This window comes from Kitasatospora sp. NBC_00039 (genome assembly GCF_045160625.1).
GTDB lineage: Bacteria > Actinomycetota > Actinomycetes > Streptomycetales > Streptomycetaceae > Kitasatospora.
Map to the genome: position 1 here is coordinate 2,497,933 of NZ_CP108289.1, position 22,261 is coordinate 2,520,193.

The window sequence follows — 22,261 nt, forward strand, 5'->3', positions numbered from 1 at the left end:
CCCCGCCGCTCACCCACCACCGAAGGGCAGTCCGACCATGACCCGCACTCCCCACACCCGTCCCATCCGCCCGTGGCGCCGCAGCCTGCGCCGGGCGCTCGGCGCCGAACGCAACGAGCTGGCCCGACCGGAGGACCGGGCCCGCAGCCGAGCCGGGCTCCTCGCCTCCGTCGCCACCGCTCTGGCCCTCATGCTCGGCGCTACCGCTGCGTGGACCGACTTCGACTCCGCCGAGCACCGCGCAGCTGCGGCGGCGACCCGCCTGCACCACCTGGACGCCCTCCTGCTCACCTCAACCAGCACCACGACCGACAGAACCGACACTGCGGCCCCCCGCTACCAGGCCACGGCCACCTGGACCTACCCCGCCGGGCAACAGCAGACCGGCACCGTGGGCGTCAGGCGACAGGCCCAGGCGGGCACCGCCGTCGGCGTCTGGGTCGCCGACACCGGCCGCCTGACCACCGCTCCGGCCAGCACCGCCGACCTCGTCTCCGACGCCGTCATCGTCGGTCTGCTCGCCGTGGGCCTCCTGTTCGTCCTCATCGCCGGCGGCCTGGGCCTGCGCCTGCGGTCACTGGACCACCGTGCCGACGGTGCCTGGCAACGTGCCTGGGCGGAGCTGGAACCCGTGTGGACCGGACGGGCCTCCCGCCGGCCCGGCACCGACGGCCCTCGGCGCAGCTGAACCCGGCACTCGCACCGGTACTCACCGACCCGCGTACCCGGGCCGTCCACATCTCGGTCGGCGCCGCGCTCGGCAACCTCCAGGCCGCCGCCCTCCACGTCGGCTGGGAACCCGTCGTCCGCCTGCTGCCCCGGCCCGAGGAGCCCGACCCGCTGGCCACCGTGCGTCTCGCCGGGGCACCCCGTGCGGCCCTGCTGCGCCGCCCCGACCTCTACCAGGCCATCTGGCGCCGGCGCAGCAGCCGCCTGCCGTTCTCCGCCGAGCCGGTACCCGCCGCCGTCCTCGCCGAACTCGCCGAAGCCGCCCGGCTCGACGGCGCAGACCTGCACCGACGGGGCCCCGCGAGCGCCGCGCCCTGCTCGGCCTCACCGCACGAGCTACCTGCGTGCGCAGATGGCCGACCCCGAACACGGCCGCTGCGCCCCGCAGATGCTGCTGCGCATCGGCTACGGACCGGCCGGCTGTCCCACCCCCCGCCTCCGCGCCGAGCTGCCGGAGGCGGACGGCCAGGCCCCCGCTGCGGCCGAGTTGGCCGACTCCGCCCGCCCGTGACCGGGAGAATAGGGCCGTCCGGCCCTATCGCACGTGCCGGAGCGGCAGGCAGACTGCCCGACGATCCCACTCGTCCCGTTCCGGCGGCGGGTCCAGCAAGTACGGAGAAGCGATGGCAGACAGCACGGCGGACCGGGCGGGCGACTCGGTGAAGGTGTTCCTGCTCGACGACCACGAAGTGGTCCGCCGCGGCGTGCACGACCTGCTGGATGCCGAACCCGACCTGACCGTGGTCGGCGAAGCCGGAACGGTCGAGCAGGCACTCGCCCGCGTCCCCGCACTACGCCCCGACGTGGCGATCCTCGACATGCGACTGCCGGACGGCGACGGCGTGACCGTCTGCCGAGAGCTGCGCTCACGCATGCCCGACCTGGCCTGCCTCATCCTCACCTCCTTCGACGACGAGGAGGCGCTGCTGGACTCGATCATGGCCGGCGCCTCCGGATACGTGCTGAAGCAGATCAGCGGCACCGACCTCGTCTCCGCCGTCCGCACGGTCGCCTCCGGACAGTCCATGCTCGACCCCGGCGCCACCACCCGCCTGATGGCCCGCCTGCGCGGCGACACCGCCCCGCCCGCCTCCGACCTCCCGCAGCTCACCGACCGCGAGCGGGAGATCCTCGCCCTGATCGGCGAGGGCCTGACCAACCGACAGATCGGCCAGCGCCTCTATCTCGCCGAGAAGACCGTCAAGAACCACATCTCCCGCCTCCTGGCCAAGCTCGGCGTGGAGCGCCGGGTCCAGGCCGCCGTCATCGCCACCCAAGCCCTGGCGAACCACGACAAGCCGACCGGCCGGCACGTCCACTGATTCCCGCCCCTGGCAGTCGGGCCGCCCGGCCACCGGTCGGGGGACCAACGGCCTCTCCCACACCCGCCGGCACCGGACGACCATCGATGCCATGACACCTGACACCACGCCGCTCGATGAGCGACACTGCCTGAGCCTGCTGGCCGGGGCACCGGTCGGGCGCGTCGTCTACACCGTCGGCGCTCTGCCCGCTGTCCTGCCGACCCGCTACCGCCTCGACGATGACGGCAGCGTGGTGCTGCAGGCCACCGCCGGCTCCGAAGTCCTCCGCGCGGTCGCGGGGGCACTCGTCGCCTTCCAGGCTGACGAGATCAGCACAGCCGACGGCAGCGGCTGGAGCGTCACCATCCTCGGCACCGCCGAGACCACCGGGGAAGGTGCTGCCACTCGGGCCCCCGCTGCACCGCCCGCAGACCAGGTGACCATCCGGATCCACCCCGAGTGGGTAACCGGCCGCCTCCTGCCCGCTGCCGACCTCGCCCCGCACGGCTGACACCGAGAACGCGCGGCCACGTCCCCTCGGCAGCGGTCAGCCCTCCAGCGGCACCGCCCAGACGAGCCGGGCCCCGCCCTCGGGCGGACTCGACACTTCCAGCGCCCCGCCCAGGCTCTCGGCACGGTCCGCCAGGTTGCGCAGCCCACTGCGCCGCCCCTGCTCCGGGATGCCGACGCCGTTGTCCTGCACGGTCAGCACCACCTCGGCTCCAGTCGCCCGCAACGCCACCTCGACCCGGCCGGCCTTCGCGTGCCGGGCCGTGTTGCTCAGCGCCTCGCCCAGCACCGCCACCACGTGGTCAGCCACCTGGCCCGGAACATCCGTGTCGAGCAGGCCTTCCATGCTCAGCCGCGGGGCGAAGCCCAGCGCCGCCTGCGCCTCCTCGACCACCCGCACCACCCGCGAACGCAGTCCATGAGCGGCCGAATCTTCGCGTGCCCTCAGGCCGAAGATCGTCGAACGGATGATCTTGATCGTCTCGTCCAGATCCCCGACCGCCCGCAGCACCCGGTCCGAAGCTCCAGGGTGCTCGATGAACCGGGCCGCGCTCTGCAACGTCATCCCGGTCGCGAACAGCCGTTGGATGGCCAGGTCGTGCAGGTCACGGGCGATTCGGTCGCGGTCTTCCAGCATCGCCAGCTGCTCGGCGTCCCGTCGCCGGTCCGCCAGCTCCAGCGCCAACGCGGCCTGGTCGGCGAACCCGAGTAGCGGCCCGATCTCGCGCTCGGTGAAGGCCCGCTCCGCTGTTTGCCTGGCCAGCAGCAGTACCCCCTCGATCTGCCCGTCCGCCCGGCCCAGCGGCACGGCCACCGCCGGCCCCAGGCCGGAGAACCGGCGCGGCCCGCCGGTCAGCCGGGGCTCCTGAGCCAGATCCAGGGTCGTGACCGGAGCTCCGAGGCTGAACGCCTCCCCTGACAGCGTCCCGGTCAGCGGCAGGTGGATCCCCGACCGCGCGGACGGGTCGCCCCCCAGGGCCAGCTCGACCCGCAGCCCCTCGCCACCGCCCTCGCGCACCGAAAGGTCGACCAGCTCGGCACCGGTGATCTCCAGCGCCCGGCGCGCGATCAGCTCCATCACCTCGCCGCGCGTGGCACCCGACAACAGGCCACGGGTGATCTCCGCGCTCGCGCTCAACCACCGTTGCTGGCTCTGCGCCTCCTCGTAGAGGCGCGCGTTGTCGATCGCCACCCCCGCGGCCACCGCCAGCGTCGCGATCACCGACTCGTCGTCGGCGTCGAACTGCTCCCCGTTCCTCTTGTCCGTCAGGTAGAGGTTGCCGAACACCTCCTCCCGCACCCTCACCGGCACCCCGAGGAAGGTCCGCATCACCGGGTGGTGCGCCGGGCAGCCCTGCGAGGCCGGGTGCGCGGCAAGATCCTCCAGCCGCAGTGCCTCGGGATGGTGGATCAGCTCGCCGAGGATCCCCTTGCCGGTCGGGTAAGGCCCGATCCGGCCGATCTCCTCCTCGTCCAGGCCCACGGTCAGGAACTGCGACAACGACTCGCCGTCCGGACCGATCACCCCCAGCGCCGCGTACCGGGCGTCCACCAGCACTGCGGCAGCCTCCACGATCCGCCGCAGCACCTGCGTCAGATCCAGCTCCCGGCCCACCGACAGCACCACCTCCAGCAGGCTGTGCACCCGGTCACGGGTACCCCGGGCCGCGTCGATCCGCGCCTGCAACTCCTCAAGCAGCTCGTCCAACCGCAGCTGCGGGATCCGCGACCGCACCTCGTCCCCGCCCACGCGAGCCTCCTCATCTCCGGCCACCGACCGGTCGATTCTGGCAGACGCGGGTCCGGACCTGACAGTGGCCGGGCCTCGCCCAATCACGGCGACCGGCGAAAGCTCCCAGGTCACGCACCACATGCACGGCTATCGGGTACGGCACGTGCGAGCACTGCAGCGTCCGGCACCGGGCCACACCGATGTCAGTCCCCTATGTCCGCACACCAGGGACCACCGGTCCTCGGCACGGCACCCCTGCCTCGGGTTCCCTGGTGACGTGCAGCGACAGAACGCACAGCATCGGGAGGGCCGGAGAGGACCCCTTCGGTCCCGCCGAACTCTTCCCGGCCGTCGACGCCATCGCCTGGACCCGCAACACCGCCGACCGCGCCGACCTCGGCCAGCCCACCTCCCGGCCCGGCGCCCCTGGCACCAGGACCCCCGCCCCCACCACCGCCTGGCCGCCCATCAGACGGCACAAGAGATCGAACCGACCACCGCCTGGACGATGTGGCCCGGCGACCTTCACTGCGACCACCAACCGACGGAACATCAAAAAGGCCGCTCCCGCCAGAAGCGGAAACGGCCTACGACCTGCGGTCAAGCAAGTCGGGACGACAGGACTCGAACCTGCGGCACGCCGCTTTGGAGACGGTCAGCTCCGGTCGGGGAGCCGGGGCGTGGGGCTGCCGTTGACGTTCGGTTCGGCGGCCGATGCGCCGGTCGTCGAAGCCGTCGAGGTCGCTGTGGGCGCCGAGGAGTGCTGGAGGGACCGTAGGATGGCCAGCCCCTGGCTGGCGATGCCGGCCGCGATCTGGTTCACCCCGTCGGTGCCGTTCAGGACGGTCAGATCGGCGCCCGCCATGCCCCGGGCCGCCGCGTCGGCGAGCGCGGGGAGGGCCTCCACGATCCGGTTGGCCGCGATCAGCTCCTGGTTGCCGTCCCGCAGTGACGCCGCGCGGGCGGCGTTGGCGTCCGCCTGGGCCTGGGCCAGGGTCCGTTCGGTGTAGGCGCCGGCGTCGGCCTCGAACTTCACCCGGTCGCGGTCCGCCTCGGCCAGCGTCCGCTTCCGGTAGGCCTCGGCGTCGGCGGGGCGCCGCACCTCCGCCTCCAGCCGCTGCGCCGTGAGCGCCGCATTGCGCTGCGCGAGGGCGGTCTGTTCCTCGGTGACCTCCTGGGTGGCCCGTGCCTCGGCGAGCGGCCCGGCCTGGGCGGCGCGCGCCCTGGACTGCTCGGTCTCCGCGAGGAAGCCGGCCCGCTTGATCGCGGTGTCCCGCTCGTACTCGGCCTTGAGCGCGGCGGCCTGCTGCTCCCGTTCGCTCGCCTCCTGGTCGGCCTTGGCCTGGGCGATCCGGGCCTGACTGGCCACCGCCGCCGCGTGCGGCGCGGCGAGGTTGTTGATGTAGCCGGTGGCGTCCTCGATCTCCTGGATCTGCAGGGCGTCCACCACGATGCCGAGCTTCTCCATTTCACCGTGACTGCCCGCCATGACTTCCTGGGCGACCCGGCTGCGTTCCCTGATGATCTGCTCCACGGTCAGCCCACCAATGATGGAGCGCAGGTGGCCTGCGAATATCCGTCCGACCAGTTCCTGCATCTGGTTCTGCTCGGACAGGAAGCGCCGGGCCGCGTTGGCGATCGACACGGCGTCGTCGCCGACCTTGAAGACACAGACCGCGCGGACGGTGAGCCGGATGCCCTGCTGGGTGACGCAGTCCTCGGCGATCTCCGCCTCCTGCAGGGCCAGGGACAGCATGCGGGCCTTCTGCTTGACGGGAACGACGAAGCTCCCGTGGCCCGTGACGATCCGGAACTGGGTGTCCTGCGACTGCCGCTTGGAACCGGAGATGAGCATGGCCTCGTTGGGCGCGGGCACGTGCCAGAACAACATGACGAACCACCTGACCTGCAACAGCTCGACGAGGGCCGCGGGGCCGCCGGACTCAGGGCGGCAACGGCTCGACGAGCACCGACCGGGCGGAGATCGTGTCGATCACGACCACCCGGGTGTTGACCGCGACCGGCCCGGCGGACCAAGCCGCGAACACCTCCGACCCGCCGCGCAAGCCGACCAGCACCTCGCCCGGCCCGTCCGTCGGGATCGGCACCGTAACCCTCCCGACGGCTCCGACCGGGCTCTGCTGGGAGTCATCGGCCACGTACATGACACCTCGTGCCGTGAGACACGACGGCGCAGTGGGCGGCCGGAACACGAACGACCACGGGCGGCACCCCTCCTGGAGGCACCGGGCCCCCGGTCGAGTCCTTCGGCAGAATGCCTGCGAGCAGCGCGCGCGGCGCGACCGCCCCGACCCCACCCACGGTACTCCGGCCGCAGCAGGGAGGCGTTTCTCGGGTACCCGGCTCGGATCGCCGGCCGGGAGTTCCGGCCCGGAGCCGACCGGGCCCGGCTCGAAGGCTGGGCCACCAACCGCCCGGATCGGCGGATTTCCGGGCCACCCGGATGACGTCGACACCGTCGTCAAGGCGGCGGGCGAGCGCTACACAGCGCTGCTCCCGTCGTTCGATGCGTGACCTGCGGCCGCGCCAGGCACTGCTGCTGACGCCGGCGGCCCCGGTGCGCCGATGCGTGTGGCTGCGGTCCAGTCGAGTGGGCCTGTCGTACGGTCGAGGTCGCAGACCGGTGTCCACGCTGATCCGGTCCCGGTCCCAGCCCAACTGCCCTCCCCCCGGGTGGCTGGGCTTCACTGTGACCGCCGCGGAACCGGGCCTGCCCGGCACTGCCCGCCGGGTGGACCGGGGCGGCCGCACTGCCTCTCGACGGCTTCGGCTGGCGCGGGTCGCGGCGGGGGGCGTACACCGGAGACATGGCCCGCGCCGACGGCACCGCGAGAATCGATTCCGGCGACGACGCGCCGGAGCTGTGCGACGAGTGCGGGCTGCTGGCCCCAGCGCGGGAACTGGTGGTGCTGCGGGTGCCGGACTCCTCCGCGGTGGACACCCATCCTCGCTTCGACGGCGAGCGGCTGCTGCGCGCGTGCTGTGAGCCGCACCTGGTGCGCCTCGCCGCCGGCTACCGGCGCCGTCCGTTCGTGGTCGAGGAGCTGTGAGCGGGGCAGATCACCCGGGCGGTGCGTCTGCTCGGCCCGCTGGACGAGAAAGAGATGTACGACCGTGTGGTCGTGATGACCGGCCTCGACGAGGAACAGATGATGCGGGCGGTCGCCTGGCAGGACGGCCACGGCCATTCGTCCGGCGCCGGCCCGGGGTGAGCGGCCCAAGGGCGTGAGCGGTTGCGCGGTCGTGGTGGTCGACCGGTGGCAGTCGGGCCGGGGCTGGTGCCCGCAGGACCGGGCACATCTATCCGACGTGCGACGCCGTCCGCGCCGACCAGTGTGCAGCTGCGTGGGCGTCCGCTGCTCCGGTCAGACGCCGGAGACGTTGGCGATCTGCCCGACCGCGGCGGTAATGGCCATGGCCAGCCCTCCGCCGAGAACGACCCGCACGGTCGGCCGCAGGACACCGGTGCCGGCAGCGCGGGCCGCCAGGACGCCCGCGCCAGCGAGGCCGAGGAGAGTGACGGCGACGATCAGCCACAGCCGGGCGGTGGTGGTGCCGGCCAGCAGTCCGAGGAAGGGGACGAGTCCCCCGATCAGGAAGCTCGTGGCCGAGGCCAGGGCGGCCTGCAGCGGCTTGGCGGCGCTGTGCTCGCTCTGGCCGAGTTCGTCACGCAGGTGGGCCTGGAGCGGATCGGCCTCGTGGAGGGCGACCGCGACCTGCCGCGCGAGGTCGCCGGGGACACCGCGGGCCTGGTAGATGGCGGTGAGTTCGGCGAGCTCGGCCGCCGGGTCCTCGGCGAGTTCGCGCTGCTCCCTGGCCCGGTCGGCGGTCTCGACGTCGACCTGCGAGCTGACGGACACGTACTCGCCGGCTGCCATCGACAACGCGCCCGCCGACAGCCCCGCAAGGCCACCGGTGACCACCGTCGAGGTGCTCGCGCCGCTGGCCGCGATGCCCACCATCAGGCTCGCGATAGACACCAGCCCGTCGTTGGCGCCGAGAACGGCGGCGCGCAGCCAACCGGCCCGGCCCGCGCTGTGGCTCTCCTGGTGCGGGTTGAGCATGTCGAAGAAGGTCATCAGTCAAACGCTCCCGTCGGATCGTCAAGCTCATTCTCGGCGTGCTTGCGGGTGGGCGCACCCGGCTGTCCAGCCTCGGAGGGTGCCCGAGGCGGCACGTGGCAAGGCGGTCAGGTCTGGGCTCTGCCGGTGTGGAGTGCGAGTAGGGGGCAGGCGCGGGCGGCGCGCCGGGCGTGCGCGTGCAGGTCGGGTGGGACGGCGGTGTCGTGGAGGACGGGTTAGCCCCATTCGTCGAGGCTGATGAGTTCGGGCAGCAGCTCGGCGCACTGGCCGTGGCCGGCGCAGGCGATGCGGTCGACCCGCAGCAGGGCCCGTGCGGGGGTCATCGCCATTTCTCTGACCCGGGCGGTGGGTGGCGCGGGCAGGATGACCGGACGGCGACAGGGGCCGCGGTGGAGGTGGTGGTCGACGTCGTCGGCGAAGGCGGTGAGGGCGTCGACCACCAGGCGGGCGGCGCCGTCGGGGTGACGGCAGGCGCCCCGGCCGGTCAGCAGGCCAACGCGTCGGTGCAGTCCGGCACTCCGGTTCGGCACTCAGAGCAGCAACACGAATACCAGCAGGTCGAAGACGAACTGCGGGCCCCCGCTCCCTCGCCCTTCGCGACTGGGACGCCCTCACCGAACTCGCGTCACCAGTCAACGGCGCGGTTACGGTGAGCGCCCAACCGTATGACCGAGGAGAGCAGGCGATGTCCCAGGCGAAGACCGTGACGCTGTGGCGGCCCACCGGCCCGCAGGAACTGGCGTTGGTCGAGGCGTCAGGCTGGCGGGCCGGCGGTGACCGAGTACTTCACGCTCATCTGCGACGACATCCCCCACAACGTGGTGCTCCTCGACGCCGGCCCCAGCCCGTTGGAGGTTGCGAAGACGTTCCGCGCAATGGCGGGCGGCGGACTTTGGCGCGCGCAGCAGACCGTGACCGACACGCCTCCGGTTCTGCTCTTCGAACGGATCGAGGAGAACGCCGCGCGACGGCATGCCGAGGATCTGCACGCAGCCGGTGCTTCGGTCACGGTGGTGCCATGGGCCACAGAGCGTCCCGCTTGATCAAGGCGCCATCGGGGCCCAGCACATAGGTACGCGGCGGCCCCATGACCGCCGCTGCGGCCCTGAGCGCGGCCTCCTTCGCTGCGGGACCCGGAGCATCCGGATCCCGCACGGGGAAACCGTGAAGCCGGATGGTGTCCGCATCCACGGCACCGGGATCCGGGCGGCCTTCCACGATGAACCCGCAGAGCGCACGCAGTGCGTCCTCGCCCATCTCCAGCGGGTGAAACGGCAGCGCGTACGGCTCGTCATCCCCGTCCGGCCACGGGATGACCTCCGCACGGCGCTCCCCAGCCCAGTAGCGCACCTCAAAGGGCAGCGGCTCGCCGATGTTCTCGACGATCCCGCTGTCCGGGGACAGACGCAGTGGGGCCGGTCCTGGCCGTTGGGCCGCCCGGCGCGACGGTGCGTCAGAGCCCACTGCGGAGGCGCACTGCCGACCGGGCGAGCTGAACCCAGGTTGGCGGAGCGGGAGGGCGGCGACGTCAGGCGCGTCGTCGGCGGCTGCCGCGTCGGGGTGTGATGCTGTGTGCGGCACCGACCCTCTTGATGAGGCTGTTATCTCTGCTGAGGGCGTTGTCCCCCTTCGGTGATCGACAGGATCTCGGCCTGCCACTCACCTGGCCAGACCGGGGCCTGTGTTGTCATGCGAACCAGCTCGCTCCGGGTCTCGATGGACGCGCGGACGGCGGGTGGACCGTCCGCGCCTCTCCCACCCGACGAGGCCCACCGCGAGGCTGGCTGTATGTCAATCAGCATTTTGCCGTCCGGAGTTGGCTATCGGAAGCTGATCACCCGAAGGCCCTGGTGGCGTCTTCGCCGTCGGTCCACCAGACACCCAGTCGCTGGCGGGCGAGCCGCCATCCGGTCGCGTCCCTGACGAACTCCCAGTCGTAGGGCCCGCCCATGGAGTAGGGGGAGAACATGCCGCCGGACTCGGTCACCGCCACGAACCAGAGGTAGCCGATCCCGGTCGCCCGGTCACCGTTCACCTCGAACAGCATGTTCAGGATGTGGTGCTGCATGCTCACGTACGGCGATTCGGCCTCGGCCACCTTCGCGAGGATCGCCTCCCGGCCGTGGATCCGGTCCCAGGGGCCGAACTCCAGCACGGCGTCCTCGGTCCAGCAGCCGATCCAGGTCCGCCAGTCCTTGCGGTCCAGGGCGCTCCATCCCTGGATCATGAGTGCCCGCAACGCCTCCTTGTCCTCCAGTTCCCGCAGTCGCGCCGCCAGGTCCGCGTGCTCGGTGGGGATGCTCGTCATCTCGGACTCCTACTGGGCGCTTGCGGTCGGACGGACGACGATCTCGTTCACGTCGACCTGAGGGGGCTGGGAGACGGCGTACGCGATGGCGTCCGCGATCGCGGAGGCGGGCAGCGCAACCGCGCGGTAGGTCTTCATCGCCTCCCGGGCCTCCGGGTCCGAGATGCTGTCGGCCAGCTCGGACTCGGTCACCCCAGGGGAGATCAGGCTGACGCGGATGCCCCCGCCCGACTCCTGGCGCAGGCCTTCGGAGATCGCGCGGACCGCGAACTTGGTGGCGCAGTAGACGGCCGCGGTGGGAGAGACCTCATAGGCCCCCACCGACGCGATGGTGACGATGTGACCGCCGCACTGTGCGCGCATGACGGGCAGGACGGCGGCTATGCCGTGCAGGACGCCGCGCACGTTCACGTCGATCATGCGGTCCCACTCGTCGGTCTTCAGCGCCGACAGCGGTGACAGCGGCATCACCCCCGCGTTGTTCACGAGGACGTCGATCCGGCCGGACGCGGCCCGCGCGGCCTCGACGAAGTCGTGCATGTCGGCCGGGTCGGTGACGTCGAGGCGCCGGAACGCGGCGGTCCCGCCGGCCTCGTTGATCTCCCGGGCCAGTCGCTCCAGCCGGTCGGTGCGGCGCGCACCGAGGTGCACGTGGTGGCCGTCCGCCGCCAGCCGGCGCGCGGTCGCCTCGCCGATGCCGCTGCTCGCGCCGGTGATGATAACTGCCTTGGTGCTCTTGGTCATTCTGCTCACTGCGTCCTGTCGTCCGTGGATGGTCCACGGCGAGTCTGGGCGGCGGCCGCGCACCCCGCCAGGACGCGCGGTGCCAGGGTGCGGCACACCCAGGCACCGCATCGGCGCCGGGCCTAGCCTGGGGGAATGACCAGCGATGATCTCGGACACTTCCTCCAGGCGCACCGCGCTCGCCTGCAGCCCGGGGACGTGGGGCTGGCCTCCTACGGCCGTCGCCGGGTGGCGGGGCTCCGGCGGGAGGAGGTCGCCGTCCTGGCGGGGATGAACACCGACTACTACGCCCGACTGGAACAGGGCCGCGAACGTCGGCCCTCCCCGCAGATCCTCGACGCGCTGGTCCGGGCACTCCGGCTGGACGACCAGGCCCGCGACCATTTGTACCGACTGGCGGACGCGGCCCCGGGCGGCCACCGGCCACCGCCGCGCGAGACGGTCGGCCCGACACTGCGGCGGCTGCTGGACGGCTGGGCCGGCACCCCGGCGTTCGTCCTCGGGCCCGCGCTGGACTTTCTGGCGGCCAACGATCTGGCCGAGGCGCTGTTCTCGCCGTTCCGCCGGGTGGACAACCTGGCCCGGATGACCTTCCTGGACCCGGCTGCGGTCCGCTTCCACGCACGCTGGCACCAGGTGGCCGAGGCGACGGTGGCCGGCCTGCGGCAGGCCGCCGGCCTCGACCCGCACTACCCTCGGCTGCACGAGGTGGTGCGGGAAATCTCCGCGGCGAGCGGGGAGTTCGCCGCGCTCTGGAGCTCCCACACCGTGCGTGGCAAGAGCCGCGACGCGAAGGAGATCCTGCACCCCGAGGTCGGCCCGCTCTCGCTGGCGTACGAGTCGTTCGACGTACGCGGCGCACCCGGCCAGCAGCTCGTGGTCTACCACGCCGAACCGGGCAGCCCGAGCGCCGAGGCGCTCTCGCTGCTCGGCACGATCAGTGCCACCCGGCGCCAGGCCGCCTCGCGGGACCTCTGAGGACCCGCGCTACGCGCGCACCGGGTGCCCGCCGCCGGCACGGTGCCGCAGACCAGGGACGCCTCTGCGATCGTGGGTGCATCGACTGGGTGACCGGTTGGAGGGGGTGAGGAGTCCGCTGGTGTGCCCAGCCTTCCCACGTCTGCTCCGGTCGGGCCCTGGCGGGCAGGGGACATCATGGTGACCGAGACCATCAAGGATGGAACCACCATCCACCCCGCCGTCGCCATGAGCAGCACTGAGCCCGAGCCCGGCCCGGAGCCCCGACCGATTGCGAGTGGCACGGCTGCTGCTGACGGCCTCACGGTTGCGGAACGTGTTCCGGGCCGGGCGCTCGCCGCAAAGCCCTCGATCGTGTTCGACCCCGCGATCGCCCGCGCCGTCAGGTTGCGCCGCAGCTGCCGCTCCTATCGCCGCCGGGACGTCCGCAGATGCACTCGCAGACGGCCACGCATCTCCTCGATCTCCGCAAGGACGGTCAGGTCGGGTTCTTCGAGGTCGGGCGACGAGTAGAGCACGATCCAATGACACCATCATCACGTCAACGGGACGGCTCCCGGTCGGTCCTTTCGTCGAGCCTGGCCCGCGTTGTCCGACACCGGCCGTGACCGTTCGCGCGCCGCGGTCGGCGAACTGCTGACCACCCCGAGCGCGGCGACGCGGCCCGCCACCTCCCGGTTGACCGGCTGGGCACCTGCGACGACGCCGGCTTCGCCACCTTCGCGGACGACACGTGCACCTCGCGTGAGGTCGCGTTCGCCAAGATCCGCGCCCGCATCGAGGGCACCGCGCTCGCCGCGAAGGAACTGGGCCTCGGGTAGCGGCCGACACACCGCGCGTGCACGAGCGCGACGGCTGCCACCGACCCGCCCTGCACTCCCGAGGCGTCCCGTACCCAGCGGCCGCTGACGGCCACACGAAGCACACGGCCCACCAACCGACCACCGCCCGGCACGAGCAGCGCCACCGCCGTCACGCCCAGACCGCGCCTCTACTGCTCTGACCGGGAAGGTTCACCGGCTTGGCGCTGGCAGGGCTTGAGCCGGTTGGATGTCGCGAGACGTCTCAACTCGGAGGAACGAGGCGAGTGGCAGAGCCGGTCAGGGTCCGAAGGCTCGCGGACCAGGAAGGCCGGCAGTTCCAGCGGATCGTGCGTCGGGGCAGAACACGGTGTGCCACCGGCGGGCGACGACGCTGCTGGCCTCGGCCGGCGGAAACCGGGTTCCGGTGATCGCCCAGCTGGTCCAGGCCGAGGAGGACACGGGGCGCGACGTGATCCACCATTCGACGAGATGGGCCTGGCCTGCCTGGACCCTCGATGGGCGGGAGGCCGTCCTGCCTGCTCAGTCCTGACGACGAGGACTTCGTCGTCCAGGCGGGCACCACCCGCCCGGCCAGGCTCGGGCAGCCCTTCACCTGCTGATCCGTCCGCCCGCTCGGCGGTCATGACCCCTCCGGAGTACCCACCCACGGCTCGGACCTGCCCCGTGTGGACCGCGGCGAGGTCGGTTACACCCACGGCGGCGCACGCCGGCCATCGGCCGCCCACTGCCGGACAGCCGCCCCCGGACGGCTGCCCCGCAGGTGGTGCGCGGCGGCTCGGGTAGGGATCGACGCCGACGTCGCGCAGTGCGGACGGTTGCCGCCGTGACAGCGGTCTCCTCGGCGGTGGTCTGGTGGTGGTCAGCAGTGGGTGCGCGCCTGCTTGATGCCCGGTTCGGCACGGTGGATGTCGAAGGTGGTGGAGAACGTCTGCCGGGCGGTGGCGAGTGTGTCGGCGAGCGGCTGGTACTTCGTGTCCTCCAGTGCGGCCACCCGGGCCAGCTCTGCGGCCGTGTTCAGCCGGCCCACCGCGACGTCCCAGGAGTGGTCCGACGAGCCACCGGCCGGTTGGTCGGGCATCCGGTCGGGCAGCATCCGCACCAGCGTGCAGGCCAGCTCGCCGTCGCTGCTGACCTGTCGGCCGGCGGACCCGGCCGAGCTGCAGGCGGCGAGGGCCAACATCGCTGCGGTCAAGGGAACAAGACGTCTCATCATGTGCCGCTTCCTTCCCCCGGTTGAACGCACCCGATTACCTTAGGGATACGCCTCGACCCGGGGCAAGGGTGGCCGGCCGGGTGGTCGGACAGCCAGGTGCGGAGCCGGTCGGGCCGGGTTCAGGTCCACTGCTCCGCTGGCCTCACACCCGGGACCGGCTTGCCGATCAGGGCGAGCGGCACGAAGAAGTTCACCTGCCCGATCGCGATCGTCAGCGTCGCCAGGGCCTTCGGGTCGTAGTGCTCGGCGGCCCGGGCGTAGAGCTCGCCGGTGACCCGCTCGGTGCCGGCCGGGGGCGGGGTCAGGACGGCCTCGACCAACTCCAGGGCGACCCGCTCCGCGGGCGCGAAGCAGGGGCGTCGATCCGTGCCTCCGGCTCCCCCGCCTTCCGCAGGAGGCCCGGTCTGCAGCGCGACGACGGCTTTGGAGGCACGCCGGGCGGGCAAAGTGCGAACGTCCCCGCGGCGGCCGAGCGCAGCGAGCCGGCGATGCGAGCCGGCGATGCGAGCCGGATCGGCCGGGCAGGAGCAGCGCGGGCAGCGGCGGGTGGGCGACTCCATCGATGTTGCCGACACATGATCCGCCGGACAGAACCTAGGGCACGGGATCGGTCGATCTCCGGTCGTCTGCCAGGTCAGGGGCAGTTGCGCGGGGATTCCGGAGGTCGTCTCGACTCACGCGGCCAGGTCGGTCGGGATCGGCACGTCGAGCCGTACTGCCGTCACTGTGTAGAGGTCGGTCTCGATTTCGGGTGTCGTGAGGGACACGAGGAGGGCGTAGGAGACTGGCTGGCCGACGCGGTCCTGCCGTTGAACTCCCGCCAGCCGCCGGCCGGGTAGATCGCCAGGGCTCCGCAGTTGGCGAGCTCGGCCGCGGTCCCGTTCCAGAGGTCGGCGTGCAGGGAGCCGCGGTTTCGGTTGCCGGAGCCGACGAGCCAGGCCTTGTTGCCCTCGAACTTGCCGACCGTGATCATGCCGTCGTTCGCGGCCTCCGCGTCCTTCGCGACGCTCGCTTCGAAGTCCGACAGGTTCTCCAGAGGACCCTTGATCGCGAACCTCAGTCTGTGGGACGCGTAGGTGTGCTGGCCCATCACACCTCGCCGGCCGGGATTCGGTTCGACGAAGTACGAGAGGGTGACGCGCAGCTCGACCGTCGTCGCGCCCAGGTCGAGGAGCTGCTCGCGCGGCCAGGGGCTGGTGGAGCTTCAGCTCTCCCAGTTGCACGCAGCCGTTCGCTTTTCGGAACGGTACGAGGGAGCCCTGGATCACCAGCGTGACGGCGTTCGTGGCGCTGGACAGGACCCGTTCCTCGGTCGGCACGCCCCAGCCGTAGCGGCGCAGCACGGCGAGGGCGAAGTCCCTTGTGCCCGTTCCCTTGTTTCGACGGCCGGTCGACTTGATGATGCCGTCGGTCATGGCGGTGGTCCAGCGTGCTTCGTGGACGAGGAGGGCCCGGATCGCTTCGGGCTTGAGGGCGAGGTAGGCGGTGGGCGATGGCGGCCAGGCGTGCGGCCTGGGCGGTGGCGGCGCTGGTGGCGTTGGCGGTGGTGAGCGGTCGGTCGAATTCGCTCGCTGCACGAGGATCTCGCGGTAGTTCTTCCGGGTCTCGTCCGTCGTCGGCACGGGCAGGACTGCGGGGGCGCCGAGGCCCGGTGCCTGCCTCGCTCCGCCGCTGGGCCTGACCGCGCACCACCCGGGCCGCTCGCGTCGAAACCCTGCTGTGGCTTCCGGTGGACACGGTGGGACCGCACGGCCCGGTTGCCGGGTCACACCTTCCGTGCCGCTCGGCCGACTCGGTGGTGTCGACCCCTTCTTCGTACGAGCCTCTGGATGGCGCTGAGGTTCCGAACGAACGTCGCGGAGGTTCAAGTGCGTGCCGTGTCCGTGTTCCTAGGATTTCGACGGCCGAAGGGAAACCCGGGCTGTTCCGGGACAGGGGCATACCAAGGACAAGGGACCCGTGAAACAAGAGGAGCCCAGCTGAGCGGCCGTCATCGCAGGTACCGGCGCCGACATGGACGTCCCATCGAAGTGATCGGCAACCCGGACCGAGCGAGCCTCGGCCGGTCCGGCTCAAGGTGATCGTCTGCCGAATCACAGTTGCACGCGAGTAATCCTTCCCGTTCCTCACATGCATTTGAAGTCAATGGTAGGGCTGTATACCTTCGAGACGAAAGCGCGAGAAGCACCGCGCGGTTCGGCTCCGACCGGCCTCATCACCCCTCCTCAGACAGGAGCACCGCCATGTCCGAAACTCCTCAGACCACTGACGCCGCCACCTCCGACGCAGGCCTGCTCGATCAGACCGCGGTCGCCGTCCGCGCAGCCGGCGCGGCGCTGCGGGAGCGCTTCGGCGAGGTGGTCCGCTACGAGAGCCGCGAAGAGCTGATGCGTGCGCTCGCCGCCAACGACGACACCGCCCTGGAGATCCTGCGCCCGGCCCTCACCCGACTGCGGCCGCAGGCCCGGTGGGTGGAGGACGAGCTCGACGGCGGGGCGCTGCCGGCCGGCGAGTGGTGGGTGGTGGACCCGGCCGAAGGCAACGTCAACCACCTGCACGCCCTGCCCGAGTGGGCGGTGACCGCCACCCTCGTGCGCGACAACCAGCCGGTGCTCACGGTGGTCCACCTTCCGCTGACCGGCGAGACCTACACCGCGCGTACCGGAGGCGGCGCCCACCTCGACGGACGGCCGTTGAACGTCGCCGCGACCGCGGACCTCGGCCTGGGCATCGTGGCCACCAGCCAGGCCCGTCCGGACGAGGACGAGAAGGTCGTACGGCGGATCGGCTCCTCGATCACCGCGATGCTCTTCGACGCGCTGGTCGTCCGCACCTCGGTACCCGCGACCCTGCACCTGACGAACGTGGCCGCCGGGCGGACTGACGGCTTCTGGCAGTTCGCCGGCGCCCGCGCGGACCTGCTGCCCGGAGCGCTGCTCGTCACGGAGGCCGGCGGACGGATCTCCGACGCCGAGGGCCGCCCCTGGACCCCGCAGAGCGAGAGCTTCCTCGCCACCGCGCCCGGCGTCCACGCCCAGGCCGTCGCCACGCTCTCCCGCTGACCCCGCACACCACCACCGAACCCACGCAAGGATCACATCACCATGAGCACGATCGCAGTTCTCGGAAACGGCCGCGTCGGCGGCAATCTGGCCGCCGCCCTCACCCGTGCGGGCCACCAGGTGACTGCGGTGGACCGGGAGCCGGGCGCCGCCGCCGATGCTGCCCGGACGGCCCAGATCGTCATCAACGCCACCCCTGGCGCCGGCTCCCTGGAGCGTCTCGCCGCCCTGCGCGAGGAGCTGCACGGCAAGATCCTCATCGATGTCTCCAACGCCACCACCGACGGACCGGACGGACTGCCCGCCGACCTGATCTACCCCGGCTCCAGCCTCGCCGAGCAGCTCCAGGAGGCACTCCCCGAGACGCGTGTCATCAAGACGCTCAACACCATGCTCTTCCCCGTGATGACCGCGCCGGCCGCGCTCACCCAGACGCCCACCGCCTTTCTCTCCGGCGACGACCCGCAAGCCAAGCAGACCGTCCGCGAACTCCTCACCGACCTCGGCTGGAGCAAGGAGTGGATCACCGACCTCGGCGGGATCCGGACCGCCCGCGCCACGGAGGCCGCCATCCTCTTCGTGCCGCACGTCATCCGGTCCAGCGGATTCACCCCCTTCGCGATCTCGATCGCCCGCTGAGGGTCGAGCCGCGCCGGCTGCGGGTGACCGGAGGCGGGTGAAGCGTGGGTAGTGGCGACCTCGTTGTCCGCAGGCGCCGCGGGTGGTGCAGGTCGTCGGGCCTGCAGCCGACGCCCGGACCGTCCGCGATATCGAACGTCCGCGCTTTGGCGGCGAGTTGGCTGTGCTCGCTGAGCTGCGGCCCCACCTCTGGTCACGCGCTGTGGGCCGGCCCGTGGCCGGGCGGGTGCCGGTTCGGTGAGAGCGAGGCTGCTGCGGCCGACCGGGCGTACTCGCTGGGGGTCTGACCGTAGTGCTTCTTGAAGGCTCGGGTGAAGTGGCTGCCGTCCGCGAACTGCCAGTGTGCGGCGAGTTCCGAAATGCTCAGCCGCCCTGACGGTGCGTCAAGGGCGAGCCGCGCCTCCTGCAGCCGCCGATGGCGGACGTAGGTGGTCACCTGCTCGCCCACCGCGGCGAAGGCCCGGTGCAACGTGCGGACGGAGACGTTGAGTTCACGTGCGAGCATGGCCGGAGAGAGCTCGGGGTGCGTGAGCAGGCGGTCCGCGAGGTCCTTGGCCGCCTGGGCGAGCGCGGGGGCCAACCGGGGTTCCACGTCGTCGAACCGGCCCTTCGCCACTGCCTTGGCCAGCTCGACCAGGGTGCCTTGGGCGGCTGCCACGCCGGCCGGGCCGAGGTCGGCCACGGTGGTGTGGATCATGTCCGTGAAGGCCGTCAGCAAGCGCATCTCGGCCGAGTCCGCAGGGCCGGCGATGACCCGGTTCCCGAGCAGGGGTTTGAGCTCGGCGGGGGGAAGGACGAGGAACTTCGCCGTGAGGTTCGCCGACGTCTCGAAGGCCGTCAGGCTCCCGACGTGCCGGACGAGGAACTGCCCGGCCGACACGGTCCGGTCGCCCTGACCGGGCGGGCCGCCCAGAGTCCACGCGCCGTGCCGCACGACGTACATGGCCACCAGATCCTGATCGCCGCCCGGGACGTCCGCGGTCCGGGTGGCCGACGCGGCGTGCAGATCGGCGATCGCCGCGTCGTGCACCTTGGCCACGGTGCCCTTGACCCGGAAGTCACCGACCGTGTCCGTAGTGAAGTCCGGCAGTTGGAAGACGTCGTCGCCGACCTGGGTCTCCCACCCGCGCCGGAAGGCGTCGAGTCCCCGCGGTGCGGCGCTCTGGGCGGTCGAGTCCACGGCGAACATCCCGCGCCTGCCGTCGGTCTCCGCTCCGATACCGTGCATCCCTCGTCGATCCCCTCGTGTGCACTGCTCCCACGCCGTCATGTGGACGCCGTGCCGATCTTCCTACAGACGGCCCGCGTGGCAGCGGTCGAGGGGCGGAGCACGGGCTCGGCGGGATCTCCGGATACGAGGGCGCCGGGACCGCCGACGAGATTCCCGCCTGGCAGAACGCAGGTGACGCCCTGCCAGTCGGTCCGGACGCGCTCGGACGGGAACCGGCCGCGTCAGGCGTCGGAGCGGCGGCGGGACGCCTCGATGTGGCCGAGGTAGCGGTGGGTCCAGTCGCACATGCCGTAGATGGTCACCCGCAGGGCCCAGCCGGGCTCGGCGCGGGTGTACTCGACCCGTGGCGGGACGACGGGATGCACCTCCCGGTGGATCAGGCCGTTGTGCTCGAGAATCCGGAGGTTTGGGTGAGCATCTTGTGGCTGACGCCCTCGACCTCGTCGCGCAGCTCGCCGAAGCGCAGGGTGCGGTCCCCGAGGGCCTCGACGATCAGGAGGGCCCACTTGTTGGCGAGGTCGGAGAAGATCTCCCGTGCCAGCGAGTCCGCTCAACACCCGCCCATCCTGGGACGTTCCGCCTACCGGATCGGGTGCACTGCGCTGAAAGGCCCGCACAACCGGGGCGAAGGTGGCGGCCCGGACGGCCGAGCAGTAGGACCGTGCCGTGTCACCGTCACACGAGGAAGTTCGGACTCGGCGCTCATGATTGTCAAGGCGCTGCGCAGCACACCTAGCGCGTGCGGGCCGGACTGCGCCCGGTTGCGAGGCGTTTCTGCCCCTCGGGCATGGGCAGGACCGCCAGTGCGGTGTCTGCAATGTTCCGTAGCGTCTCCGGGTCCAGGCCGGCCTTGCCAACCGCCTCGATACCACGGACCACCGTCAGCAGCAGTGCCGCCAACCGCTCCGGATCCGCAGCGCTATCGATGTCGCCGTGGCGCTGGGCGGCGCTGATCTCCGTCCGCAGCAGGGTCAGCAGTGCCGTCATGGTCTCGGCCGACCGTCCGGCGACCGTCGGATCGTGCTGGGCCAGTTCCGCCGCGCCCTTGGCCAACAGACACCCGCGGCGCTCGGTGTCGGAGGCGGTGTTCTCCGCCATGAGGTGCACGTATCCCGACAGTCGGGCCAAGGCCTCTGCGTCCGGGCCACCTGCCAGCCGCCCTTCGGCCACCTCAAGGACTGCGGTGCACCAGTCGTCAAACACGCGGTGGAACAGCTTGCCCTTGTCGCCGAATGCGCCGTACAGGCTGCCCTTGCCCAGGCCGGTCGCCTGGGCGATGTCGTCCATCCGGGTTCCTGCATAGCCGGTCGCCCAGAACTGTTCCCGGGCCCGCTCCAGGACTTGGCGTTCGTCGAATGCGCGTGGTCTCGGCATGGTCTCAGCCTAGCCATTCTTGACTCGATCGTCCATTACTGACTACGTTATGGACGATCCATTCCACAACTGAAGGGGTTCGACATGCCAGGCGTGCTGCAGGAGAAGGTGGCCGTGATCACCGGAGGGACCAGCGGGATCGGGCTGGCCATCGCCCACCGCTTCGTCCGGGAGGGCGCACGGGTCTTCGTGACCGGCCGGGACATCGACCGCCTCGAAGCGGCAGTCCAGGAGATTGGTCCTGCGGCCACCGGCGTACGATCCGACGTCTCGGTCCTGGCCGACCTGGACGCGCTCTACGCGCGAGTCCGCGAGGAGGCCGGACGCATCGACGTACTGGTGGCCAACGCGGGGATCGTCGCGGACGCCGCGCTCGGCGCCCACACCGAGGCGAACGTCGACCTGACACTCGCCGTCAACGTCAAGGGCCCACTCTTCACCGTCCAGAAGGCGCTTCCGCTGCTGGCGGAGAACGCCTCCATCCTGGTCATCGGCTCAAGCAACAGCGTGCGCCCCAATGAGCACCTCGAGGTCTACAGCGCCTCGAAGGCAGCGTTGAGCAACCTCGTGCACAACTGGGCCCGGCAATCGCGAGAGCGTCGATTCCGGGTCAACGTCCTCAGCCCGGGACCCACGCGGACCCCTGCCCTGCTGCGCGCCGCGGGGCCGGACGTCGACCGGTTCGCCGAGGCCGTCGTGCCACTGGGGCGGCTGGCCGACGCCGAGGAAATCGCCGAGGCCGCCCTCTTTCTGGCTTCGGACGCCTCGTCGTTCGTCACCGGCGCCGAACTCTTCGCCGACGGCGGCTACACCCGGGCCTGAACGACGGCCGGTGAGGCCCTGTTGCCGCTTTTGTACGCCGTCGCCGCGGTCGGCGGCAACGCCGTTCCCCCCAAGGTGTGACTGCTTAGCACACCGGTACGGCAACGCGGTCGACCACGGCGAACGTGTTCGACGCTACAACAGGGACATGACGGACGCCGAGTGGGTGGCGGTGCGGGATCTGCTGCCGGCGCCGGCGTGGATGGGCGGCCGGGGGTGGGCGGCCGGAGGGCTACTGCCACCGCCAGGTGCTGGACGCGATCCGCTACCTGGTCGACAACGGTGTCAAATGGGCCGCGCTGCCCGCCGACTTCCCGCCGTACAAGCGGGTCCATGCCTTCTTCACCCACTGGCGCGACACCGGCCTGCTGGGCGAGTTCCACGACCGGATGCGCGCCGCCGTCCGCACCGCGCAGGGCCGTGACCCCGAGCCGACCTCGGCGGTCATCGACTCACAGTCGGTCAAGGCCGCCGCCAGCGTGCACAGTTCAACGCGCGGCTACGACGACGCGAAGAAAATCAACGGCCGCAAGAGACACCTGGTCGTCGACACCCTCGGCCTGCTCCTGGCGATTCTGGTCACGCCCGCCGACGCCGGCGACCGGGCCACCGCCGCCGACATGCTTCCCGCACTCAAGGCCAAGTACCGCCGCCTGCACAGGATCTGGGCCGACAGCGGCTACACCGG

The 22,261-nt window shown here is 71.6% G+C and carries 23 protein-coding genes and 4 pseudogenes; 13 read left to right on the forward strand and 14 right to left on the reverse strand.

The window, feature by feature from the left end:
• Window positions 1–37: 37 nt before the first annotated feature.
• The 4 genes from OG286_RS11165 (at window position 38) to OG286_RS11180 (ending at window position 2,544) form a co-directional block, all read left to right on the forward strand.
• Window positions 38–688 carry a hypothetical protein gene (locus tag OG286_RS11165; protein WP_396323536.1) on the forward strand — a complete coding sequence of 217 codons (651 nt, stop codon included), beginning with the start codon at window positions 38–40 and terminating at the stop codon, window positions 686–688.
• Between the two features lie 393 nt (window positions 689–1,081).
• Window positions 1,082–1,240: a hypothetical protein gene (locus OG286_RS11170; protein WP_396323537.1), complete on the forward strand. Its 159-nt coding sequence runs from the start codon at window positions 1,082–1,084 to the stop codon at window positions 1,238–1,240.
• A gap of 112 nt (window positions 1,241–1,352) precedes the next feature.
• Entirely contained in the window at window positions 1,353–2,051 is a 699-nt protein-coding gene (locus OG286_RS11175) for a response regulator (protein ID WP_396323538.1), read from the forward strand.
• A gap of 91 nt (window positions 2,052–2,142) precedes the next feature.
• Window positions 2,143–2,544, forward strand: a complete 402-nt coding sequence (locus OG286_RS11180) for a pyridoxamine 5'-phosphate oxidase family protein (protein ID WP_405365158.1) — start codon at window positions 2,143–2,145, stop codon at window positions 2,542–2,544.
• A 36-nt stretch (window positions 2,545–2,580) separates the two neighbouring features.
• Here OG286_RS11180 and OG286_RS11185 read toward each other — a convergent pair whose 3' ends face one another.
• The 3 genes from OG286_RS11185 to OG286_RS11195 form a co-directional block, all read right to left on the reverse strand.
• Complete coding sequence (locus OG286_RS11185; protein WP_396323540.1) at window positions 2,581–4,293, reverse strand: GAF domain-containing protein; 1,713 nt, start codon at window positions 4,291–4,293, stop codon at window positions 2,581–2,583.
• 637 nt (window positions 4,294–4,930) lie between these two features.
• Complete coding sequence (locus OG286_RS11190) at window positions 4,931–6,166, reverse strand: SPFH domain-containing protein (RefSeq protein WP_396323541.1); 1,236 nt, start codon at window positions 6,164–6,166, stop codon at window positions 4,931–4,933.
• Between the two features lie 52 nt (window positions 6,167–6,218).
• The gene (locus OG286_RS11195; protein ID WP_396315295.1) at window positions 6,219–6,383 is read right to left on the reverse strand and encodes a hypothetical protein; all 165 of its coding nucleotides are present in this window, start codon (window positions 6,381–6,383) and stop codon (window positions 6,219–6,221) included.
• A gap of 720 nt (window positions 6,384–7,103) precedes the next feature.
• On the opposite strand from OG286_RS11195, the gene OG286_RS11200 reads away from it, so the two are divergent.
• Both OG286_RS11200 and OG286_RS11205 read left to right on the forward strand, forming a co-directional pair.
• Entirely contained in the window at window positions 7,104–7,346 is a 243-nt protein-coding gene (locus tag OG286_RS11200) for a hypothetical protein (RefSeq protein ID WP_396323542.1), read from the forward strand.
• Between the two features lie 21 nt (window positions 7,347–7,367).
• Window positions 7,368–7,508: a hypothetical protein gene (locus OG286_RS11205; protein WP_354642928.1), complete on the forward strand. Its 141-nt coding sequence runs from the start codon at window positions 7,368–7,370 to the stop codon at window positions 7,506–7,508.
• A 153-nt stretch (window positions 7,509–7,661) separates the two neighbouring features.
• On the opposite strand, the gene OG286_RS11210 is transcribed toward OG286_RS11205, so the two are convergent.
• A complete protein-coding gene (locus OG286_RS11210; RefSeq protein WP_396323543.1) occupies window positions 7,662–8,375 on the reverse strand; it encodes a VIT1/CCC1 transporter family protein in 714 nt (237 codons plus the stop codon).
• 110 nt (window positions 8,376–8,485) lie between these two features.
• Window positions 8,486–8,707, reverse strand: a pseudogene (locus tag OG286_RS11215) (ferredoxin).
• Window positions 8,708–9,151: 444 nt separating this feature from the next.
• Between OG286_RS11215 and OG286_RS11220 the strand changes: the two are divergent.
• Window positions 9,152–9,421, forward strand: a complete 270-nt coding sequence (locus OG286_RS11220; protein WP_396323544.1) for a ribosomal protein L7/L12 — start codon at window positions 9,152–9,154, stop codon at window positions 9,419–9,421.
• On the opposite strand, the gene OG286_RS11225 is transcribed toward OG286_RS11220, so the two are convergent.
• From OG286_RS11225 to OG286_RS11235, 3 genes are all read right to left on the reverse strand, one after another.
• Window positions 9,384–10,037 carry a DUF6928 family protein gene (locus OG286_RS11225; protein ID WP_396323545.1) on the reverse strand — a complete coding sequence of 218 codons (654 nt, stop codon included), beginning with the start codon at window positions 10,035–10,037 and terminating at the stop codon, window positions 9,384–9,386. The genes OG286_RS11220 and OG286_RS11225 overlap by 38 nt on opposite strands.
• Before the next feature lie 175 nt (window positions 10,038–10,212).
• Complete coding sequence (locus OG286_RS11230) at window positions 10,213–10,686, reverse strand: nuclear transport factor 2 family protein (protein WP_405365160.1); 474 nt, start codon at window positions 10,684–10,686, stop codon at window positions 10,213–10,215.
• Between the two features lie 9 nt (window positions 10,687–10,695).
• Window positions 10,696–11,430, reverse strand: coding sequence for an SDR family oxidoreductase (locus OG286_RS11235; protein WP_405365162.1), 735 nt, complete (start codon window positions 11,428–11,430; stop codon window positions 10,696–10,698).
• Between the two features lie 135 nt (window positions 11,431–11,565).
• Here OG286_RS11235 and OG286_RS11240 point away from each other — a divergent pair, with 135 nt between their 5' ends.
• Together OG286_RS11240 and OG286_RS11245 are read left to right on the forward strand one after the other, a co-directional pair.
• Window positions 11,566–12,408, forward strand: a complete 843-nt coding sequence (locus OG286_RS11240; RefSeq protein ID WP_405361999.1) for a helix-turn-helix transcriptional regulator — start codon at window positions 11,566–11,568, stop codon at window positions 12,406–12,408.
• Between the two features lie 1,087 nt (window positions 12,409–13,495).
• Window positions 13,496–13,825 (forward strand): annotated as a pseudogene (locus OG286_RS11245) (transposase); the annotation flags it as partial.
• A gap of 266 nt (window positions 13,826–14,091) precedes the next feature.
• Here the strand turns inward: OG286_RS11245 and OG286_RS11250 are convergent.
• The 3 genes from OG286_RS11250 to OG286_RS11260 all read right to left on the reverse strand — a co-directional run bounded on the left by OG286_RS11250 (window position 14,092) and on the right by OG286_RS11260 (window position 15,535).
• Window positions 14,092–14,424 (reverse strand): hypothetical protein, encoded by a 333-nt coding sequence (locus OG286_RS11250; RefSeq protein ID WP_405365164.1) that lies wholly within the window; start codon window positions 14,422–14,424, stop codon window positions 14,092–14,094.
• Between the two features lie 140 nt (window positions 14,425–14,564).
• Window positions 14,565–14,891, reverse strand: a complete 327-nt coding sequence (locus OG286_RS11255; protein WP_396323550.1) for a hypothetical protein — start codon at window positions 14,889–14,891, stop codon at window positions 14,565–14,567.
• 275 nt (window positions 14,892–15,166) lie between these two features.
• Complete coding sequence (locus OG286_RS11260; RefSeq protein WP_405365166.1) at window positions 15,167–15,535, reverse strand: hypothetical protein; 369 nt, start codon at window positions 15,533–15,535, stop codon at window positions 15,167–15,169.
• Between the two features lie 1,153 nt (window positions 15,536–16,688).
• On the opposite strand from OG286_RS11260, the gene OG286_RS11265 reads away from it, so the two are divergent.
• Both OG286_RS11265 and OG286_RS11270 read left to right on the forward strand, forming a co-directional pair.
• Window positions 16,689–17,507, forward strand: coding sequence for an inositol monophosphatase family protein (locus tag OG286_RS11265; RefSeq protein WP_405361996.1), 819 nt, complete (start codon window positions 16,689–16,691; stop codon window positions 17,505–17,507).
• 42 nt (window positions 17,508–17,549) lie between these two features.
• Window positions 17,550–18,146, forward strand: coding sequence for an NADPH-dependent F420 reductase (locus OG286_RS11270; protein ID WP_396323553.1), 597 nt, complete (start codon window positions 17,550–17,552; stop codon window positions 18,144–18,146).
• 193 nt (window positions 18,147–18,339) lie between these two features.
• Here the strand turns inward: OG286_RS11270 and OG286_RS11275 are convergent, their stop codons facing one another.
• The 3 genes and pseudogenes from OG286_RS11275 to OG286_RS11285 all read right to left on the reverse strand — a co-directional run bounded on the left by OG286_RS11275 (window position 18,340) and on the right by OG286_RS11285 (window position 20,751).
• Entirely contained in the window at window positions 18,340–19,374 is a 1,035-nt protein-coding gene (locus OG286_RS11275; protein ID WP_396323554.1) for a helix-turn-helix domain-containing protein, read from the reverse strand.
• A 224-nt stretch (window positions 19,375–19,598) separates the two neighbouring features.
• Window positions 19,599–19,918, reverse strand: a pseudogene (locus OG286_RS11280) (winged helix-turn-helix transcriptional regulator).
• Window positions 19,919–20,109: 191 nt separating this feature from the next.
• Window positions 20,110–20,751, reverse strand: coding sequence for a TetR/AcrR family transcriptional regulator (locus OG286_RS11285; protein ID WP_396323555.1), 642 nt, complete (start codon window positions 20,749–20,751; stop codon window positions 20,110–20,112).
• 84 nt (window positions 20,752–20,835) lie between these two features.
• Here OG286_RS11285 and OG286_RS11290 point away from each other — a divergent pair, with 84 nt between their 5' ends.
• Both OG286_RS11290 and OG286_RS11295 read left to right on the forward strand, forming a co-directional pair.
• Window positions 20,836–21,573, forward strand: a complete 738-nt coding sequence (locus tag OG286_RS11290; RefSeq protein WP_405361992.1) for an SDR family NAD(P)-dependent oxidoreductase — start codon at window positions 20,836–20,838, stop codon at window positions 21,571–21,573.
• Window positions 21,574–21,821: 248 nt separating this feature from the next.
• Window positions 21,822–22,223, forward strand: a pseudogene (locus tag OG286_RS11295) (transposase); the annotation flags it as partial.
• Window positions 22,224–22,261: the final 38 nt, after the last annotated feature.

Bases quoted from the DNA above. Each gene is read 5' to 3' on its own strand.
- OG286_RS11165 (WP_396323536.1), top strand. From the start codon at position 38: ATGACCCGCACTCCCCACACCCGTCCCATCCGCCCGTGGCGCCGCAGC.
- OG286_RS11170 (WP_396323537.1), top strand. From the start codon at position 1,082: ATGGCCGACCCCGAACACGGCCGCTGCGCCCCGCAGATGCTGCTGCGC.
- OG286_RS11175 (WP_396323538.1), top strand. From the start codon at position 1,353: ATGGCAGACAGCACGGCGGACCGGGCGGGCGACTCGGTGAAGGTGTTC.
- OG286_RS11180 (WP_405365158.1), top strand. From the start codon at position 2,143: ATGACACCTGACACCACGCCGCTCGATGAGCGACACTGCCTGAGCCTG.
- OG286_RS11190 (WP_396323541.1), bottom strand. From the start codon at position 6,166: ATGTTGTTCTGGCACGTGCCCGCGCCCAACGAGGCCATGCTCATCTCC.
- OG286_RS11200 (WP_396323542.1), top strand. From the start codon at position 7,104: ATGGCCCGCGCCGACGGCACCGCGAGAATCGATTCCGGCGACGACGCG.
- OG286_RS11210 (WP_396323543.1), bottom strand. From the start codon at position 8,375: ATGACCTTCTTCGACATGCTCAACCCGCACCAGGAGAGCCACAGCGCG.
- OG286_RS11230 (WP_405365160.1), bottom strand. From the start codon at position 10,686: ATGACGAGCATCCCCACCGAGCACGCGGACCTGGCGGCGCGACTGCGG.
- OG286_RS11235 (WP_405365162.1), bottom strand. From the start codon at position 11,430: ATGACCAAGAGCACCAAGGCAGTTATCATCACCGGCGCGAGCAGCGGC.
- OG286_RS11240 (WP_405361999.1), top strand. From the start codon at position 11,566: ATGACCAGCGATGATCTCGGACACTTCCTCCAGGCGCACCGCGCTCGC.
- OG286_RS11260 (WP_405365166.1), bottom strand. From the start codon at position 15,535: ATGGGCCAGCACACCTACGCGTCCCACAGACTGAGGTTCGCGATCAAG.
- OG286_RS11265 (WP_405361996.1), top strand. From the start codon at position 16,689: ATGTCCGAAACTCCTCAGACCACTGACGCCGCCACCTCCGACGCAGGC.
- OG286_RS11270 (WP_396323553.1), top strand. From the start codon at position 17,550: ATGAGCACGATCGCAGTTCTCGGAAACGGCCGCGTCGGCGGCAATCTG.
- OG286_RS11275 (WP_396323554.1), bottom strand. From the start codon at position 19,374: ATGCACGGTATCGGAGCGGAGACCGACGGCAGGCGCGGGATGTTCGCC.
- OG286_RS11285 (WP_396323555.1), bottom strand. From the start codon at position 20,751: ATGCCGAGACCACGCGCATTCGACGAACGCCAAGTCCTGGAGCGGGCC.
- OG286_RS11290 (WP_405361992.1), top strand. From the start codon at position 20,836: ATGCCAGGCGTGCTGCAGGAGAAGGTGGCCGTGATCACCGGAGGGACC.